The sequence below is a fragment of the Palleronia salina genome (assembly GCF_900141995.1).
Lineage (GTDB): Bacteria > Pseudomonadota > Alphaproteobacteria > Rhodobacterales > Rhodobacteraceae > Palleronia > Palleronia salina.
In genome coordinates this window covers 112,029-128,904 of record NZ_FQZA01000004.1, presented here as the reverse complement: position 1 = coordinate 128,904, position 16,876 = coordinate 112,029, and the positions used below count along the sequence as shown (strand labels likewise).

Below are 16,876 nucleotides of genomic sequence, written 5' to 3'. Positions count from 1 at the left end.
CCTTGGGTGCCAAGCGCCTCGTGATAGTAGTCCTGACGGAGGAAACGTTCAACAATTTGGCCAATTTGCCGCGAGTGTCGGGCGGGGTTGGAAGATTCCGGCGCAATTGCGGCCGGCACGCGGGCCGACATCCGCTCAGCCCTTGATCTTCTCTGGGGCCTCGGTCAGCCGGCGCACGAAGCTGACGCCCGTGTGCTCGCCCAGCAGCCCGCGCGCGAACTTGTGCAGGCCAAGCTCCTTGAGGATGCCGGTCTTGCGGTAGTGGATGGTGAAGATCTCGCGGTCCTCGGGCAGCGGTTCGCCCCGGATCCGCCCGCCCAGGATGTAATGCTGCTCCTCGGGCAGGATGTTCCAGTCGAGCCCGGCGCGCCGGATCGCGGGCGGCAGGCTCATCTGGTCGAGATAGGGGCGCCTGTTCTCGAGATGGGTGAGCCGGTCGAGCCGCCGCGCGGTGTCGTACCAGACATCCGGAAATCGCTCGCCCGACGACGGATCCTCGGGAAAGCTCACCAACCCGGCCGAGAAATAGGGGATGACCGGGCCCACGGGGCGGCGCATGTACTCGATCCGCTCGTCGGGGATCGGCATGTCGAGCGCGCCGTAGATCGTGTCCCAGATGTCCTGCTCGGCCCAGACCATCGAGGCCGCGACCGAGCACGAGACATGGCCCGGCTTCAGGATGTTCTCGGGCGTGTTGTCGCGCAGGAACAGGACGTCACTGTCGACGAAGGCGGAATATTCGCTGTCGCGCGGCTGCATCGCGGCGATGATCTTGTTGCCGTGGGGGTAGGGTTCGTCCCACATGCCCTCGGTCACCATGGGCCGGATCTCGGCCCCCATGATCTCGTGCGCCTTGAAGATCGCCGGGTGCAGCTCGTCCATCCGGTGCGCGGGGCAATAGCCGATGGCCGCGACCTCGGGGCCGAAGAAGCTGCGGATCGAGGCCAGGAGCGTGCAGGCCAGCGTCTGGTACTCGGGCGGCTCGACGATATAGGCGAAGGTCAGCTTGGGGCGCGTCATGCTCAGATCCAGTCGAGGTTCAGCCGGCGTCGGGGATAGGCCTCGGCCGCGGCGTCGCGCAGCGCGCGGAATCGCGGGCGCAGGGCCTTGAACTTGTTCTCGTGCGTTTCGGCGACCAGCGTCTGCACGGGGTCGAGCGACTTGCGCGCCACGATATCCTCGAGGATGTCCAGCTCGGCGCCCTCGATATCCATCTTGCAGAACGCGATGCGTCCGTCGCCCCGTGTCAGGCGGGCGACCTCGTCGGCGAAGGACAGCAGCGGCACCTCGACCGACGCCTCGGCATCGATGGAGCGGCCGCCGCCGACGATGGTGGCCTTGACCGATGCGCCCTCGGGGTTGTCGTCGAAGTTCTCGGCCCGCATCAGCCGCACGGTGCCGCTGGTGGCGCCGACGGCGGCATTGACCAGCTCGACATTGTCGGTCCCGTCGAAGCGGTCGCGCAGCTGGCCGAAGGTCCAGGGATCGGGCTCGTAGGCCACCACATGCGCGCCGGTCTCGGCAAGCGGTGCGGTGACCTCGCCCAGGTTGGCGCCCAGGTCCATGACGATGTCGCCGGGCCGCAGCACCGCGCAGACACCCGCAAGGAAGCCCCGCGCCTCGGCCGCGCGCATGTTGCGCTCCTGCTTGCGGATCATCTTCTCGGCGCGCAACTCGGCGCGCGACTTCTCGGGCTGGGCGGCCTTCGTGTCAGACATGGGCTACCTCGACGTAGTGGCCCTGCACCGGGGGCGCGTAGGGCGGGGCGGTCAGCGGCTTGCGCGCGGCGTAAAGCAGCATCTGCGGACCTTCGAAGAACATCTCGCCCCCGCGCCGGCGCCCCGTGGGGTCGGGGATGGAGACGATCTTGCGCGGCGTGCGGCGTCCCACCACGCTGACCTCGAGCATCTCGCATCCGCGGGTGTGATGCCAATAGCGCCACGGCACGTCCGGCCCGGTCTGGAAGAAGCCATGCCCGAACCAGCCGTCGCAGGCGATGTAGGCCAGCATCAGCCCGCCGGGCTTCAGCATCGCATAGCAGTTGTCGATGGCCTGTCCGATGTTGAACACGTGCTCGGTCGTGCCGCCGTCGATGACCAGGTCGAACCGTTCCTTCAGCGCGTCAGGCAAGGGAAGGTTCAGGTCGTGGACATGCTCGGCCCCCTCGGCATCGGTGAAGTCCAGTGCCGCCAGCCGGGGATAGCCGATGGCATCCAGCAGCCGCTCGGTGAAGCCGTCTTCCTGGCGCAGGTCGTCGGGCGCGACGTCGTATCCACTGGCCTGCGCCAGTTTCACGAACCGGTCCAGCGCGCCGGGCTTCATGTGCAGCTTCTGCCGCCCCAAAATCACGCCGCTTTTCGCGTCTTTCACGTGGGCCGCATGGCGCAGCAGAAAGGCGGCCGGGATCAGGCTGATACCCATGGCCCTATTCCAGCGCCTGCTTCGGGTCGATCCCCACTTGCTGGCACATCCGCCAGGCGTAGGAATTTTCCAGCGGCGGGTTCTTGCGCCACCAGGGCTTGGTTCCGTTGGTGTAAAGATGGACCGACAACGTGTTGTCGGTGAACCAGCCTTCGACCCGTCCGTGGGGGTCGTAGAAGATGTCGTTCAGCTGGAACGGCACCGGGTAGAGCACATCGGGCGTCATCGCCTTGTCGTAGTCGCCCGTCTGCTGCGCGAAGTAGGTGAAGGCCTGCGGTCCGAACGCGGTGCGCTCGGCCTTGTAGATCTTCTCGGAATGCGGAACGTCGTCCTTCTGGCGGTCCAGCTTCTTGCGCTGGTTCTTGTTGAACCAGGGCGGGTAGTCCGGGAGGTTGTCGTAGTAGTCCAGCAGCATGTCGATCAGCTCGCCCTCGCGCGGGATCTTCACCACGCCGCAGTTCAGCGCGCCGCGCATGCCGTGCCCCGCGAAGATATTGTCCATCTCGTCGGGGAAGGGGCGGTGGCAGAAGGCGTCGCAGTCGATCCAGATCGCGTCGTCCTTCTTGATCATCTTGTAGCGGAAGACGTTGGACCAGAACGAGGCCGAGGTGCCCTGCACCAGCTCCAGGTCGATGGCCATCACGTCGTTCGCATCGCGCACCTCGACACCCTCGGGGACGTTCTCGACCTTGTGGGTGGTATAGAGAATGGTCTGGTGGCCCTGCTGCACGTGGCTCGCCAGGCAAAGCTGGTTGAGGTATTGCAGCCGTTCGCCGATCCAGAGGGATGCGACCGGGCGCCGTTGCGGGGATGACATCTGTCCTGCTCCTTGCTGCACGCGCGATTGCGCGCGGGGCTTTATGATGATCGGGTTTCGCAGACGCTTAGGACGGGAATGCGGCAAGATTGCGGAAAACGGCACGATCCCATCGGATTTGTCTCATTTGTGCCGGATCGTGACCAGTAGCCTTAAAATCGCCGCATGGCCGTGTCACGGTATCCGGCGATGAGCGTGGAAGGGGGCAATATGCCAGTCGTTGAAACGACCGATCGGGCCGTGAAGGCGGATGCCCCGGCGATGCCCGTGCCGAATACGTCGCGCCACGGGCGCGTCACCGCCGTGTCGATGATGAAGGACGAGGGGCCCTATCTTCTGGAATGGGTGGCTCATCATATCGCCGTCGGGTTCACCGACCTGGTCGTCTACACCAACGATTGCACGGACGGCACCGACACCATGCTGATCCGGCTGGACGAGCTGGGGCTGGTCCACCACCGCCGCAACGACATCCCCAAGGGGCTGAAGCCGCAGCCCTCGGCCATCAAGTACGCCCAGGACGAGCCGGTCGTGATGGAGAGCGACTGGGTGCTGGTCTTCGACGCGGACGAGTTCCTGTGCATCAAGCACGGCGACGGCAGCCTCGACGGGATGATCGACGGCATCAAGGACGCGGGCGCCAACGGCATGGTCATCACCTGGCGGATCTTCGGGTCGGGCGGGGTGCAGCACTGGTCGCGCGATTTCGTGACCGAGCAATACCTGATGGCCGCGCCGCCCATGTGGAACAAGGGCTGGGGCGTGAAGACCCTGTTCCAGTTCGAACCCGAGCACTGGAAGCTGGGCATCCACCGCCCGAAGATGAAGAACAAGACGCTCGACACCGACTATCCCCACTCGGTGAAATGGCTGAACGGCTCGGGCCGCGAGATGGAGGAGTATTTCAAGTTCCGCGGCTGGCGGTCCATCGTGCGCACCATCGGCTACGATTGGGCGCAGATGAACCACTATGCCGTGAAATCCATCGACAGCTACGCGATCCGCAAGTTCCGCGGCAACGTCAACAACAAGGCCAACAAGTACAATCACGAGTACTGGGCGCTTCAGGACCGCAACGAGGTGCGCGACGACGCCATGCTGCGCTACTCGGACCGGCGGCGGGAAATCTTCGAGGGGCTGCTGACGGACCCGATGCTGAACAGCCTGCACCACGCCGCGTTGGAGCGGGTCGAGGCGCGCCTGGCCGCGTTCAAGGGCGGCCCCGAATACGAGGCCTTCGTGGCCGAGTTGAACGCCGCCTCGCAGATTCCCATCACCCAGGTCGAGGCCAAGCCGCCGAAGGAACGCGACCCCGAGGCCATCGCCGCCAAGATGAAGGACATGGAAAGGCGCGCCGCCATCAAGCGCAGCGACGAGAAGGCGAAAGAGCCGCTGGACCGCATGATCCTGCCGGTTGACACGTACGTGCGCGACATCCCCGACATGACCGCCGATCCGCCGATGGAGTGGGTCCGCAACCACTCGGTCGAGCTGCCTTGCGATCCGCGGCTGTTCACCCCGCCGGGCCTGCTCCAGATCACCGAGGGCAAGTTCGAGCGCAACCTGGCGCGCAACGTGCCGAAAATGCTGCCCGAATTCGCCCACTACCTCGAGATCGGCGCGACCTCGGGTTTCATCGGCAGCCACCTGGCCAACGAACGCCCCGACATGCGGGTCACGCTGCAAGAGGGCAGCGCCGACCTGCGCGCCTTCATCGACCGGCTGTGGGCGCGCAACGGATTGGCCGAGAACGAACGATTGCGGCTGGTAGCGGACGACATCGCCGAAGACGGCGCGGCGCTGGCGGCGCTGATGTCCGAGACGCAGGTGGACTTTCTCGCGCTGGGCGATCCGCGCCTGACGCCCGAGCTGTTGCGCGCGGCCCTTTCGGGGCTGGAACTCACCCCGCGCTTCGTCACGCTGACCGGCCGGCTCTGGGTCGAAGCGTTCACCGCACTGAAACCGTGGGAGGCCGTGCTGAAGGCGCTGGGCTATACCCGCCGCCTGCCGGTGGATCCCGCCGTGGCCGCGGCCTACGACCGCCCCGAGCCGCTGGAGCCCGCGCCATGAGCGAACGCGTCACGGCCTTCTTCGTCATCGACGGGCCCGACATGGCGGCGCAGGGGCTCTTGCTGGCCTCGTCCCTGCGCGCGCGGGTGGTCCACGACCTCGACATCGTCGCCTACGCGCCCGAGCCCGGAAACGGCGCCATCCCCGATGATCTGCGGGCGGCCTACGACCGGCTGGGCGCCCGGGTCGAGACCATCGCCATCCCCGCCGACACCTGGAAGAAGCCCTTCCCCCACGGCAACAAGATCTTCGCCTGTCTCGCCCCGCGCGACGGTGACACGGGCGTGTTCTTCGATACCGACATGCTGATCGGCGGCGACCTGGACCTGCGCGGCCTCGCCCCCGAGGGCGGCATCGCGGCGGTGCCCGAGGGCAAGCCCACATGGGGCAAGACCAACGAGCGCTGGCCGCGCGCCTACGCCCATTTCGGCATGGAGGTCCCGACCGAGCGCGTACGCCTGACGCGCGGTCGCCGGATCGAGTTCTATCCCTATTACAACGCCGGGTTCCTGGCGTTTCGCGAAGGCGCGCCGCCCGCTTTCGCGCGCCGCTGGTTCGACACCGCCCGCGATATCGACTGGAACCTGGCCATCGCGCAGAAACGCCCGTGGCTCGACCAGATCGCGCTGCCACTCACCTGCGCGCGGTTCGGGATCCCGGTCAACGTGCTGGACGAACGCTACAACTACTCGATCTCGGACCGGGCGTTCGAGCCCAACGAGGCCGCCGTGATCCACTACCACCGCTTCGCCCACAACCACGGCTGGCCGTTCTTCGCGCCTGCCTTCGACCGGCTGGTGGCGGACCTTGGGGGCCAGTTGCCCCACGCCGCCGCCCCCCTGCGCGAAGGGTTGGAGCAGCCCGCCCATGGCTGAGGCGCCGCGCATCCTCGTCATCACCACCATGCGCGACGAGGGGCCGAACATCCTGCACTGGCTGGCCCATTGCCGCGGGGCCGGGGTGACGGATTTCCTCGTCTTCACCAACGACTGCGCCGATGGCAGCGACGCGCTGCTCGACCTTCTGCAGGCCGGCGGGGCGCTCACGCATGTCCGCAACCGTGTCCCCGAGGGCAAGCGCCCCCAATGGGCCGCGCTGCGCGCCGCGCGCGACCATCCCCTGACCGCGCAGGCCGACTGGATCGCCGTGCTGGACTGCGACGAATACCTCAACCTGCGCGCGCCGCACGACACGCTGCAGGACATGCTGGCCGGCCTCGACGCCGACGCGGTCGCGCTGCCCTGGCGGTTGTTCGGGCATAACGGCCACGCCACCCGGCCCGAGACGCCGCCGACCGAGGCCTTCAGCCGCGCCATTCCCGACGATGCGCTCTACCCGGCGCTGTCGCGCTTCATCAAGACGCTCTACCGCCGCCGCGGGCCGTTCAAGGGCCCGGGCGTGCACCGCCCGAAGCAGGAGGACGGCGCCACGCCGCGCTGGGTCGACGGATCGGGCCGGCCCCTGCCCGAGGCCGTGGCGCGCAACCAGGGCCAGATCATGCTCTGGGGGCCGCCCATCGCCCATGACCTCGTGCAGTTGAACCACTACTCGGTCCGCTCGGCCGAAGAGTTCCTGGCCAAGACGCGGCGCGGGCTGCCCAACCACACCGACAAGCCCGTGGACCTGACCTACTGGGTGGAGCGGAACTTTAACACGGTGCGCGACGACAGCATCGCCCGCATGGCCCCGCGCACGGCGGTCGAGCTTGCCGGGCTGCGCGATCTGCCCGGCGTGGCCGCGGCCGAGGACGCGGGCCGTCACTGGCACGCCGAGGCCTTCCGCCTCGCGCTGGCCGATCCCGACGCGGTCAAGCTCTACGGCCGGCTGCTTCTGGCCGCGGGCAGCCGCCCGCCGCCGCCCGCGCTGGCCCAGAAGCTCGTCGCGCTCTACCAGAACGCCCAGGCGCCGCGCGGCTGATCCGCCCGCGGGGCCGATCCATGCCACCTTAGCCTTGCTTGACCCTCCGCGCCGCGGGTGCAGTTCTAGGCGTGTCCCACAAGGAAGGTGTCCGCATGTTCGAAATTCCCGCGTCGATCGATGCCGCGCAGGACGCGCTGGCGGGGCAGGATTACGTCTGCGGCCGCGCGCTGGCCACGGTGGCGTTTCTGTCGATGAAGCTGGGCCGCCCGCTCTTCCTGGAAGGCGAGGCCGGCACCGGCAAGACCGAGATCGCCAAGGCCATCGCCGCCGCGCTGGGCCGCAAGCTCATCCGCCTGCAATGCTACGAGGGGCTCGACGCCGCCTCGGCCGTCTACGAATGGAACTTCGCCGAGCAGATGATCGCCATCCGCACCGCCGAGGCCACGGGCGGGGCCGACCGCGACGCGCTGAAGACCGAGCTTTTCACCGAGGACTACCTGATCTCGCGCCCGCTGCTCGATGCCATGCGCCCGCAACCGGGCGGCGCGCCGGTCCTGCTCATCGACGAGATCGACCGCACGGATGCCCCGTTCGAGGCCTTCCTGCTCGAAGCGCTCAGCGATTTCGCCGTCACCATCCCCGAGCTCGGCACCATCCGCGCGCCCGAGCCGCCCATCGTCATCCTCACCTCCAACCGCACGCGCGAGGTGCACGATGCGCTCAAGCGGCGCTGCCTCTACCACTGGGTCGACTACCCCGATTTCGACCGCGAGATCGAGATTCTGCACGCCCGCGCGCCCGAGGCCGCCGAGAACCTCAGCCGCGAGGTCGTCGCCTTCGTGCAGGCCCTGCGCAGCGAGGATCTGTTCAAGAAACCGGGCGTGGCCGAAACGATCGACTGGGCAAAATGCCTGCTGGCGCTCGACATGATCGAGCTCAGCCCGCAGGTCATCGCCGACACGCTGGGCGCGATCCTCAAATACCAGGACGATATCCAGAAACTGCAGGGCGCCGAGGCCACGCAGCTGCTCGACAAGGTCCGCGCCGAGTTGAACGCCGCCTGATGCCCCGACGCGCCTCCGATCCCAACAGTCTCCGCCATCGGGGTCCCGCGCCCGCATCATCACTGGTCGCGAAATACTCCGGGGGGGCCCGCAGGGCGGGGGGCGGCGCCCCCCTCGTCGCCGGTCATCCATGGTAGAGCTCGCCGAACTCGAGCTGCCCGAGAACCCCAAGCTCGCGCAGAACATTACCTGGTTTGCCCGGGCGCTCAGGAAGGCCGGGCTGCCCATCGGGCCGGGCCGCACCATGGACGCGATCCGCGCGGTCGAGGCGGCGGGCTTCACCGACCGGCGAGATTTCTACTACACGCTGCAGGCCTGCTTCGTCACCAAGCCCGACCAGCGCGAGACGTTCGACCAGATCTTCCGGCTCTACTGGCGCGACCCGCGCTACATGGAGCAGATGATGAGCTGGCTGCTGCCCTCGGTGCGCGGCACGCAGGAAGACCGCACGGCGAAGCCGGCCGAGAAACGGGCGGCCGAAGCCATCCTCGACGGGGCCGAGGCCGACGACGTGCCCCAGCCCGACGAGGACGAGCAGGAAACCCTGATCGAGATCGATGCCTCGCGCACCGTGTCCGACGAGGAACGGCTGCGCACGCTGGATTTCGAACAGATGTCCACCGCCGAAATGGCGCGGGCGAAGCGGATGATCGCGCGCCTCACCCTGCCGGTGCAGCCCTTGAAATCACGCCGCACCATCGCGGCGCCGAACGGCGCGCGCCCCGACTGGCCCGCCACCATGCGCGCGGCCATGCGCAAGGGCGGTGACATCACCCGCTTCGCCACCCGCGACCAGCGCATCCGCTGGCCCAACCTGGTGGCGATCTGCGATATCTCGGGGTCCATGTCCCACTATTCCCGCGCCGTGCTGCATTTCCTGCACGCGGTGGCGAACGAGAAGGGCGCCGGCTGGGCGCAGGTCCACGCCTTCACCTTCGGCACGCGGCTGACCAACATCACCCGCCACCTGCGCCGGCGCGACGTGGACGCCGCCCTGGCCGCCGCCGGGGCCGAAGCGCAGGACTGGGAAGGCGGCACGCGGATCGGCGAATGCCTCCGGACCTTCAACCGCGACTGGTCGCGCCGGGTGATGGGGCAGGGGGCGATCGTGCTGCTGATCACCGATGGGCTCGACCGGGGGGATCCCGCGCAGCTCGAGGCGGCGATGCGGCGGCTGCACCTGACGGCGCGCAAGGTGATCTGGCTGAACCCGCTGCTGCGCTTCGACGGCTTCGCACCGCGCGCCAGGGGCATCGCCGCGATGATGCCGCACGTGGACAGCTTCCGCGCGGGCCACGACATCGCATCGCTCGAAGGGTTGGCCGCAGCCCTGGCCCGGCGCGACGATGTGGGCGAAAAGGCGCGCATGATGGCGGCCCTGTCGGAGGCGTGATGCAACTTGTCGCACGGGGATGACGTTACTGGGGGCAACGAATGAGTTCGTACCAGGAGGATCCCATGCGTAAGACGCTCAACACCACCACGGCGCTCGTCGCGTCGCTTCACCTCGCCTTCCCGCACGCCGCGTTCGCGCAACAGGACGACGCAACCGCCGCGCAGATCCGCGAGGTCTGCGCCGAGATCGGGGCCGAGGATTGCGCCGCAACGCTGGGGATCAGCGTCGAAGAGGTCCAGGCCGTTCTGGATGCCGGCCCGCAGGGCGAGGGCGCCGCGAACGCCAATGCCGCGGCCGAGGCGCAGGCCGCCGAAGAAGCCGCTGCCGCCGCCGAAGCCGAGGCCGCTGCCGAACAGCAGGCCCAAGCCGAAGCCGCCGCCGCGGAAGAAGCGCAGGCCGCCGAGGAAGCTGCCGCCGCCGAAGCCGAGGCCGCCGCCGAACAGCAGGCCCAGGCCGAAGCCGCCGCCGCGGAAGAAGCGCAGGCCGCCGAGGAAGCCGCCGCCGCCGAAGCCGAAGCCGCCGCCGAACAGCAGGCCCAGGCCCAGGCCGATGCCGCCGCCGCGGCCGAGGCGCAGGCCGCCGAGGAAGCCGCTGCCGCCGAAGCCGAGGCCGAAGCGGAGACCGCCGAGACCGCGCCTTCCGCCGATGATGACGCCGCCCGCGTGGCCGAAGGGCTGGCCGAAGATGCCGAGACGGACGCCGGGACCGAGGCGCAGGCCGAAGCGGGCACCGAGACCGAGGCGGAGTCCGAGACCGCGGAGGTCGAGAACCCCGAGATGGCCCCTGAAAACCAGATGACCGACAGCGAGCGCGCGGCCCTCGAGGGCGGTGGCGCGGCCGAGGTCGCGGCCACCGACGATGACGCGGCGCCGGCCGAGGAAATCGCCAACCAGACCGTGACCGACGAGACCGCCCGTTCCTCCACCGAGGATTTCGACAGCGCCATCGATCGTGACGCCGCCGCCGCCGAGGGCGAAGCCGAGGTCGCGGTCGAGGACGATGACGACGGGCTCAGCACCCTGCAGAAGGCCCTGATCGCGGGCGCGGGCGTGCTGGCCGTCGGCGCACTTCTGAACAACAACCGCCAGGTCGTCGCCTCGTCGCAGGACCGCGTCGTGGTCGAGGGCCAGGACGGCGGGCTCGAACTGATCAAGGACGACACGGCGATTCTTCAGCGTCCCGGCACCGACGTGTCGACCGAGCGTTTCGACGACGGCTCGACCCGGACGACCGTCACGCGCGAGGATGGCACCCGCATCGTCACCATCCGCGATTCGGACCTGCGCGTCCTGCGCCGCACCCGGATCGATCCGGACGGCACCCGGACCGTGCTGCTGGACGACACCGCCGAGGTGCAGGCCGTGGACGTGACCCGTCTGCAGCAGCCCGCGACCGAGACCACGGGGATGACCGAGGACGACCTGCGCCGCGCGCTGGCCAACGAGGGGGCGTTCGATCGCGGCTATTCGCTCTCGCAGGTCCGCAATATCGCGGAAGTGCGCAACCAGGTGCCCGCGATCTCGCTGGACAACATCACGTTCGAGACCGGATCGGCCGCGATCCAGCCCGAGCAGGCCGACGAGCTGACCGCGCTGGGCCGCTTCATCCGCGAACGGATCGAGGAGAACCCGCGCGAGATCTTCATGGTCGAGGGGCACACCGACGCGGTGGGCAACGCCGCCTACAACCTGGCGCTGTCTGACCGCCGCGCGGAATCTGTGGCGCTGGCGCTGACCGAGTATTTCGACGTGCCGCCCGAGAACCTGGTGGTCCAGGGCTATGGCGAGCGGTTCCTGAAGGTCCCGACGCTGGAGGCCGAGCGCGCCAACCGCCGCGCCACCCTGCGCCGGATCACGCCGCTGCTGCAGGTCGCGCGGGCGAACTGAGGTCGCGCGTCGTCCTCGGGGCCGCCAAGCTTTCCCACGGGCTCCGGCGACGTCCGGGCACAGCGTAATGAGAGTGGGCGCGCACCGGCCAAGCGGTGCGCGTCCTTTTTCCTGTGGGATCGCGTCCTTCCGGAATGATGAGGGGATTGGGCGCTCCGCCCGCCGTCTCGACCGGCTGCCGCCTTGCGACCAAAGCCGTGGCCCGCGGGGCATCGCGCCGGTTTCACCCGCTGTCGCTCCCCGCTAGGATCGGCGCGATTTGCAGGAGCATCCCATGACCGCCGACCACGATGACATTCCGGCCATCGCCCTTCGCTGGGTCGACGCGGGCCGCGGCGCGGCGCTTGCCACCGTGATCGAGACCTGGGGCTCGGCGCCGCGCCCGGTGGGCAGCCAGCTGGCCATTTCGGGCGATGGCGAGATCGCGGGATCGGTCTCGGGCGGCTGCGTCGAGGGCGCCGTGGTGGTCGAGGCGATGGAGGCGGTCGAGGACGGCGGATCGCGCCTGATGGAATTCGGGGTCAGCGATGACGAGGCCTTCGCGGTGGGCCTGGCCTGCGGCGGGCGGATCCGCGTCATGGTCGAGCCGGTCCGCGACACCGACCTGCCGCGCGACCTACTGGCCGAGCTTGTCGCCGCCCGCGCGGCGCGGCAACAGGTCGCCTATGCGGTCGATACCGACAGCTGGACGCGCGGGATCGAGCACCCCCCGACGCACGCGGATCGGTTCCGGCTGGACCGCTCGGGCTTCGAGGAGGGCAGCGCGCGCTTCATCGCCATCCACAACCCGCCCCTGCGCATGGTCGTGGTGGGGGGCGTTCATATCGCCCAGCCGCTGATGCGGATGGCGCGGCTGTCCGGGTTCGACGCAGTTCTGGTCGACCCGCGCGAAAGCTTCGCCTCGGCGGCGCGGTTCCCGGGCGAGACGCTGATCCACGACTGGCCCGATGCGGCGCTGGCCGCGCACGGGCTCGACCCGCGCACGGCCGTGGTGACCCTGACGCACGACCCCAAGCTCGACGATCCCGCCATCCTTGTGGCCCTGCGCTCGCCGGTCTTCTACCTGGGCTGCCTCGGGTCGACCCGGACCCACGCCAAGCGCGTCGCGCGGCTGGAAGAGCAGGGATTCGGACCCGACGACATCGCGCGCATCCATGCGCCGGTGGGCCTCGATATCGGTGCCCGCAGCCCGGCCGAGATCGCCGTGGCCGTCATGGCCGAAATCATTCAGCGCCTGCGTCGCGGCTGATGGAGTTCGGCCCCGTTCCCCTGTCGCAGGCCGCCGGCGCGATCCTTGCGCACTCGCATCCCTTGCAGAAGGGCCGGCTGCGCAAGGGGCATCGCCTGGACGATGGCGACCTTGCGGCGTTGCGCGCGATGGGGGCGACCGAGGTGATCGTCGCGCGCCCCGGCGACGATGACATGGGCGAGGACAAGGCGGCCCGCGCGCTGGCCGCGGCGCTGGTGCCCGATCCCGAGGAGGCACACCTGCGACTGGGTCGGGCCGCGACGGGACGCGTGAACATACACGCCACGGCGGCGGGGGTGCTGGAGCTGGACCGCGCGGCGCTGGACGCGCTGAACGCGCTGGACCCCGCGGTCACCATCGCCACCCTGCCGCCCTTCGCGCGGGTCACGCCCGGCCAGATGGTGGCGACCGTAAAGATCATCACCTACGCGGTCCCCGCCGCGCTGGTCACCCGGGGGGCCGCGCTGGCCCGGGCGGCGCTGCGAGCGCGGCCGGTGACCGTCGCGGACGCCGCGCTGATCATCACCGACATGGGGCAGGGGCCGGGCAAGGGCGAGTCCGCCATCGCCATGCGCCTGCAACGGCTGGGCATCGATCTGTCGTCGGTCGAAGTGGTGGCCCATGCGCCGGATGCCATCGCCCGAGCGTTGGGCGCCTCCGCTGCCGATCTTCTGCTGCTCCTGACGGCCTCGGCCACGTCCGACGCGCGCGACGTCGGGCCGCTGGGCCTGGAAAAGGCGGGGGGACGGCTGCTGCGCTTCGGCATGCCGGTCGATCCCGGCAACCTGTTGTTCCTGGGCGACCTGTCGGGCCGCCCCGTCATTGGGCTTCCGGGCTGCGCGCGCTCGCCGGCGTTGAACGGGGCCGACTGGGTGCTCGAACGGGTGGCCTGTGGGTGTCCGCCCGACGATGCGGATTTCGCCGCGATGGGCGTGGGCGGCCTGCTGAAGGAGCCGCCGTCGCGCCCGCACCCGCGGGGCGGCTGAGCGCGGCGCGTCTCAGTTCTCGTCAGGAAAGCCCGGTTTCGGCAGGTTGGGGTCCTTCAGGTCCGCGCGATACTCGGCCGCGATGCGGTCGAACTCCTCGATCTCGTCGGGGTTCAGCGGCGCGGGCGGGTTGTTCGCCGCGCGTGCCTTGTCCTCGTCCAGGTCGATGCGCGCGATCAGCGGGAAATGGTCGGACCCGATATTGGGCCCGCGCGCGAAGCTGGCCACGGCGATGTCGGGCGTCGCGTAGAACTGGTCGATGGGGACGCGCACCAGTCGCGACTGGGCGTCGAAGCTGGCGATCAGGCCACGGCCCACGCGCGGGTCGACATAGCCGCCGACGCGCTTGAACCGCCGCGAGGTGTCGGACCACGCCGCGTCGTTGAAATCGCCCACGGCGATCAGCGGTAGCCCGGTCTTGCGGGCGAAGCGGGCCGAATAGATGATCTCGGCGTCCCGGTCGCGGGTGGTGTTGCCGGGCACCGGCGGACGCGGATGCAGGCCGACGAAGCGGAAGGTGTGGCCGTCCTGCGTTTCCAACTCGGCGAAAAGGGTCGGCGTGTCGTCGTGGCTGAGATAGACGAACCGCGCCTCGTTCACCTTCAGACGCGTGGCGAAGATCGCGCCGTAGTAGTTGTCGCGCAGCTCGGTCACGACAGTGGGGTATGCCGATAGCTTCGGCTCGAGGCTGTCGTACCAAGTCTGGTCGGTTTCCATCAGGAAGACGATATCGGCATCGACCGTTTCGATCAGCTCGGCCACCACGTCGTGGCGGTCGTTCGGCATCTCGACATTCGAGGACAGCAGGACGATCTGCGAGCCCGAGGCCACGTCGTCGACCAGCTTCATTTCCTTGGGATAAAGCGGCGTGTAGGGCACGATGCGCACCGCCTGGTAGACGCACGCGACCAGCACAACGCCCAGCACGACAAGCTTGCCGGGAAAGCTCGCCAGCAAACCGATGACAAGGATCGCGACCCCCAGGATAAGCAGCTGGACACGGGGGAAGTCCCAGCCACGCACCCACCACGCGTGCGAGGGGACCAGCGGCAGAAGCGTCCCGATGACGACCAGTGCCGCTCCCAGAATGATCACGGTGACCATGACGGTATTGAGCATCGAAGGTCCCCGGCGGGTCTTGGTCACGAATTGGGCGGCCCCGGGGCCGCCCGCGTTGGTTCAGGCTCGGCGTGGGCCGGTCACTTGGTCGGGCCGATCATCATGACCATCTGCCGGCCTTCCATCTTGGGGAAGTTCTCGACCTTGCCGATTTCCTTGGTGTCGTCGGCCACCCGTTCCAGCAGCTCGCGGCCCAGGTTCTGGTGCGCCATCTCGCGGCCGCGGAACCGCAGCGTGACCTTCACCTTGTCGCCGGCTTCCAGAAACTTGACGACGTTGCGCATCTTGACGTCATAGTCGTGCGTGTCGGTGTTGGGGCGGAATTTCACCTCCTTCACCTCGATCGTCTTCTGTTTCTTGCGGGCCTCGGACTCGCGCTTCTGCTGTTCGTACTTGAACTTGCCGAAGTCCATGATCTTGCAGACCGGCGGCTTGGCGTTGGGCGAGATTTCGACCAGGTCCAGCCCGGCCTCCTCGGCAAGCTCCATGGCACGATCAGGGCTGACCACGCCCACGTTTTCACCGTCGGCGCCGATGAGGCGGATTTCCGGCGCTCGGATGCGGCCGTTGACACGGGGGCCGGTGTCGCGTGTGGGCGGCGCGTTGTGAGGTCTGCGGGCGATGGGGGTATCCTTTCGGTCATGATTTACGGAAGTGGAAAGTAGCCGCGCCAAGACGGGCTTTCAAGGCGTGTTCGCGCCGATCCCGCGACGTCCGGGCGCTTTTCAACACCTCTGGGGGCGCTATCTATGCGACAACTGAACATGTAAGACGAATGGAGGTTGCGACGATGATGCGCACCACATCCCTCATCGCGCTTCTGGCCGCCGGCATGCTTGTCGCCGCCTGCCAGGAAGAGGACGACACCAGCACGACGGTCGAGACCGAGACCGAGCAGGCCGCCGAGGCGGTGGAAGAGGCCGGCGCCGAGACCGCGGATGCCGCCGATGCCGCCGCGGACGCGGCCGCCGACGAAGCCGAGGATGCCACGGACGCGCTGGCCGAGCAGCTGGACCAGGCGGCAGACGACGCGGCGGAGGCGGTCGACGGCGCCATGACCGCGGCGTCCGACGCCGTGGACGACGCCCTGAACTTGACCGAGCAGACGGCCGATACCGCGGCGGACGAGGTCGCGAACGAGGTCGACGAGGTGATGGAAGGCGCCGAGGCGGCGGGCGAGGTCGCCGAGGCGACGGCCGAGGACGCGGCGATCGAGGCCGCCCAGTCCGCAGACGCCGCAGGCGACATGGCGGAAGACGCTGCCGAGGCCACCGCGGATACCGTCGAGGACGGCGCGAACGCCGCGGCCGAGGCGACCGGTGAAGCGGTCGAGTCCGGCGCCGAAGCCGCTGCCGAGGCGACCGGGGAGGCCGCCGATGAAGCCGCGGCCGAGACCGCCGAGGCCGCGCAGGCAACCGAAGAGGTCGTCGAGGAGGGCGTCGAGGAGACCGCGGACGCCGCCGGGGACGTCGCGACCGAAACGGCCGAGGCCGCCCAGGCCACCGAAGAGGCTGCCGAAGACGCCGCACCCGACGTCGACGTCGCGGTGGACGGTGTCGCCGCCGAGGTCGAGGAAGAAACGAGCGATATCGGAGACGCGTCGCAGGAGGCCACCTCGGCCGCCGTCGCGGCCATCGAGAACGGCGAATCGCCGACCACCGCCGCGCAGGACGAGACCGTCGAGGCCGCGACCGACGAAGGCGTGGTCGGCGCCACGGCCGATGGCGAGACCACGCTCGACACCATCCTCACCGTGGACGAGTTCGATCTCGACCGCGCACTGGCCGGTATCGAGAACTCCGACCTGGGGGCCTTGCAGCAGCGTACGCTGACCGAGGCGCTGCGCGCCGCGGAAGGCTCGCCCGACACGCTGCGCGACGTGCTCGAACGTGTTCGCGAGGCGCTGGAGCTTCCCGCTCTGGACGACGGGACCGACGCCACGACCGAGTGACGGGGCCGAACCGCCGCGAAAGACGAAAGGCCGCTGCATTGCGCAGCGGCCTTTTTC

At 68.9% G+C, this 16,876-nt stretch carries 15 protein-coding genes; 9 read left to right on the top strand and 6 right to left on the bottom strand.

Annotation, left to right across the window (positions count from 1 at the left end; all coding sequences use genetic code 11):
• Positions 1–135: 135 nt before the first annotated feature.
• Genes BUB76_RS07825 through BUB76_RS07810 form a run of 4 tightly spaced genes read right to left on the bottom strand, consistent with a single transcriptional unit; the run spans position 136 to position 3,238 of the window.
• Positions 136–1,020 (bottom strand): GT-B fold glycosyltransferase domain-containing protein, encoded by an 885-nt coding sequence (locus BUB76_RS07825; protein WP_073128210.1) that lies wholly within the window; start codon positions 1,018–1,020, stop codon positions 136–138.
• Between the two features lie 2 nt (positions 1,021–1,022).
• Positions 1,023–1,718 (bottom strand): FkbM family methyltransferase, encoded by a 696-nt coding sequence (locus BUB76_RS07820; RefSeq protein ID WP_073128209.1) that lies wholly within the window; start codon positions 1,716–1,718, stop codon positions 1,023–1,025.
• Complete coding sequence (locus tag BUB76_RS07815; protein WP_073128208.1) at positions 1,711–2,421, bottom strand: methyltransferase domain-containing protein; 711 nt, start codon at positions 2,419–2,421, stop codon at positions 1,711–1,713. The genes BUB76_RS07820 and BUB76_RS07815 overlap by 8 nt, the downstream gene beginning before the upstream one ends.
• 4 nt (positions 2,422–2,425) lie before the next feature.
• Positions 2,426–3,238 (bottom strand): hypothetical protein, encoded by an 813-nt coding sequence (locus BUB76_RS07810; RefSeq protein WP_073128207.1) that lies wholly within the window; start codon positions 3,236–3,238, stop codon positions 2,426–2,428.
• Between the two features lie 210 nt (positions 3,239–3,448).
• Between BUB76_RS07810 and BUB76_RS07805 the strand changes: the two genes are divergently transcribed.
• The 8 genes from BUB76_RS07805 to BUB76_RS07770 all read left to right on the top strand — a co-directional run bounded on the left by BUB76_RS07805 (position 3,449) and on the right by BUB76_RS07770 (position 13,749).
• Positions 3,449–5,308 carry a glycosyltransferase family 2 protein gene (locus BUB76_RS07805; RefSeq protein ID WP_236737881.1) on the top strand — a complete coding sequence of 620 codons (1,860 nt, stop codon included), beginning with the start codon at positions 3,449–3,451 and terminating at the stop codon, positions 5,306–5,308.
• On the top strand, positions 5,305–6,183 hold the full coding sequence (locus tag BUB76_RS07800) for a GT-B fold glycosyltransferase domain-containing protein (RefSeq protein ID WP_073128206.1): 879 nt from the start codon (positions 5,305–5,307) through the stop codon (positions 6,181–6,183). The genes BUB76_RS07805 and BUB76_RS07800 overlap by 4 nt, the downstream gene beginning before the upstream one ends.
• Positions 6,176–7,225 carry a glycosyltransferase family 2 protein gene (locus tag BUB76_RS07795; RefSeq protein WP_073128205.1) on the top strand — a complete coding sequence of 350 codons (1,050 nt, stop codon included), beginning with the start codon at positions 6,176–6,178 and terminating at the stop codon, positions 7,223–7,225. Before BUB76_RS07800 ends, BUB76_RS07795 begins: the two co-directional genes overlap by 8 nt.
• 95 nt (positions 7,226–7,320) lie before the next feature.
• Positions 7,321–8,232 carry an AAA family ATPase gene (locus BUB76_RS07790; protein WP_073128204.1) on the top strand — a complete coding sequence of 304 codons (912 nt, stop codon included), beginning with the start codon at positions 7,321–7,323 and terminating at the stop codon, positions 8,230–8,232.
• 130 nt (positions 8,233–8,362) lie between these two features.
• The gene (locus BUB76_RS07785) at positions 8,363–9,625 is read left to right on the top strand and encodes a vWA domain-containing protein (RefSeq protein ID WP_073128203.1); all 1,263 of its coding nucleotides are present in this window, start codon (positions 8,363–8,365) and stop codon (positions 9,623–9,625) included.
• Between the two features lie 65 nt (positions 9,626–9,690).
• The gene (locus BUB76_RS07780; RefSeq protein ID WP_073128202.1) at positions 9,691–11,514 is read left to right on the top strand and encodes an OmpA family protein; all 1,824 of its coding nucleotides are present in this window, start codon (positions 9,691–9,693) and stop codon (positions 11,512–11,514) included.
• Between the two features lie 274 nt (positions 11,515–11,788).
• Positions 11,789–12,763 carry an XdhC family protein gene (locus BUB76_RS07775; RefSeq protein WP_073128201.1) on the top strand — a complete coding sequence of 325 codons (975 nt, stop codon included), beginning with the start codon at positions 11,789–11,791 and terminating at the stop codon, positions 12,761–12,763.
• A complete protein-coding gene (locus BUB76_RS07770; protein ID WP_073128200.1) occupies positions 12,763–13,749 on the top strand; it encodes a molybdopterin-binding protein in 987 nt (328 codons plus the stop codon). The genes BUB76_RS07775 and BUB76_RS07770 overlap by 1 nt, the downstream gene beginning before the upstream one ends.
• A gap of 12 nt (positions 13,750–13,761) precedes the next feature.
• On the opposite strand, the gene BUB76_RS07765 is transcribed toward BUB76_RS07770, so the two are convergent.
• Complete coding sequence (locus BUB76_RS07765; protein WP_073128199.1) at positions 13,762–14,868, bottom strand: endonuclease/exonuclease/phosphatase family protein; 1,107 nt, start codon at positions 14,866–14,868, stop codon at positions 13,762–13,764.
• Positions 14,869–14,948: 80 nt separating this feature from the next.
• Positions 14,949–15,542: a translation initiation factor IF-3 gene (gene infC / locus BUB76_RS07760; RefSeq protein WP_073128198.1), complete on the bottom strand. Its 594-nt coding sequence runs from the start codon at positions 15,540–15,542 to the stop codon at positions 14,949–14,951.
• Positions 15,543–15,661: 119 nt separating this feature from the next.
• Here infC and BUB76_RS07755 point away from each other — a divergent pair, with 119 nt between their 5' ends.
• A complete protein-coding gene (locus BUB76_RS07755; protein WP_139250812.1) occupies positions 15,662–16,819 on the top strand; it encodes a hypothetical protein in 1,158 nt (385 codons plus the stop codon).
• The last annotated feature ends 57 nt before the right edge of the window (positions 16,820–16,876 follow it).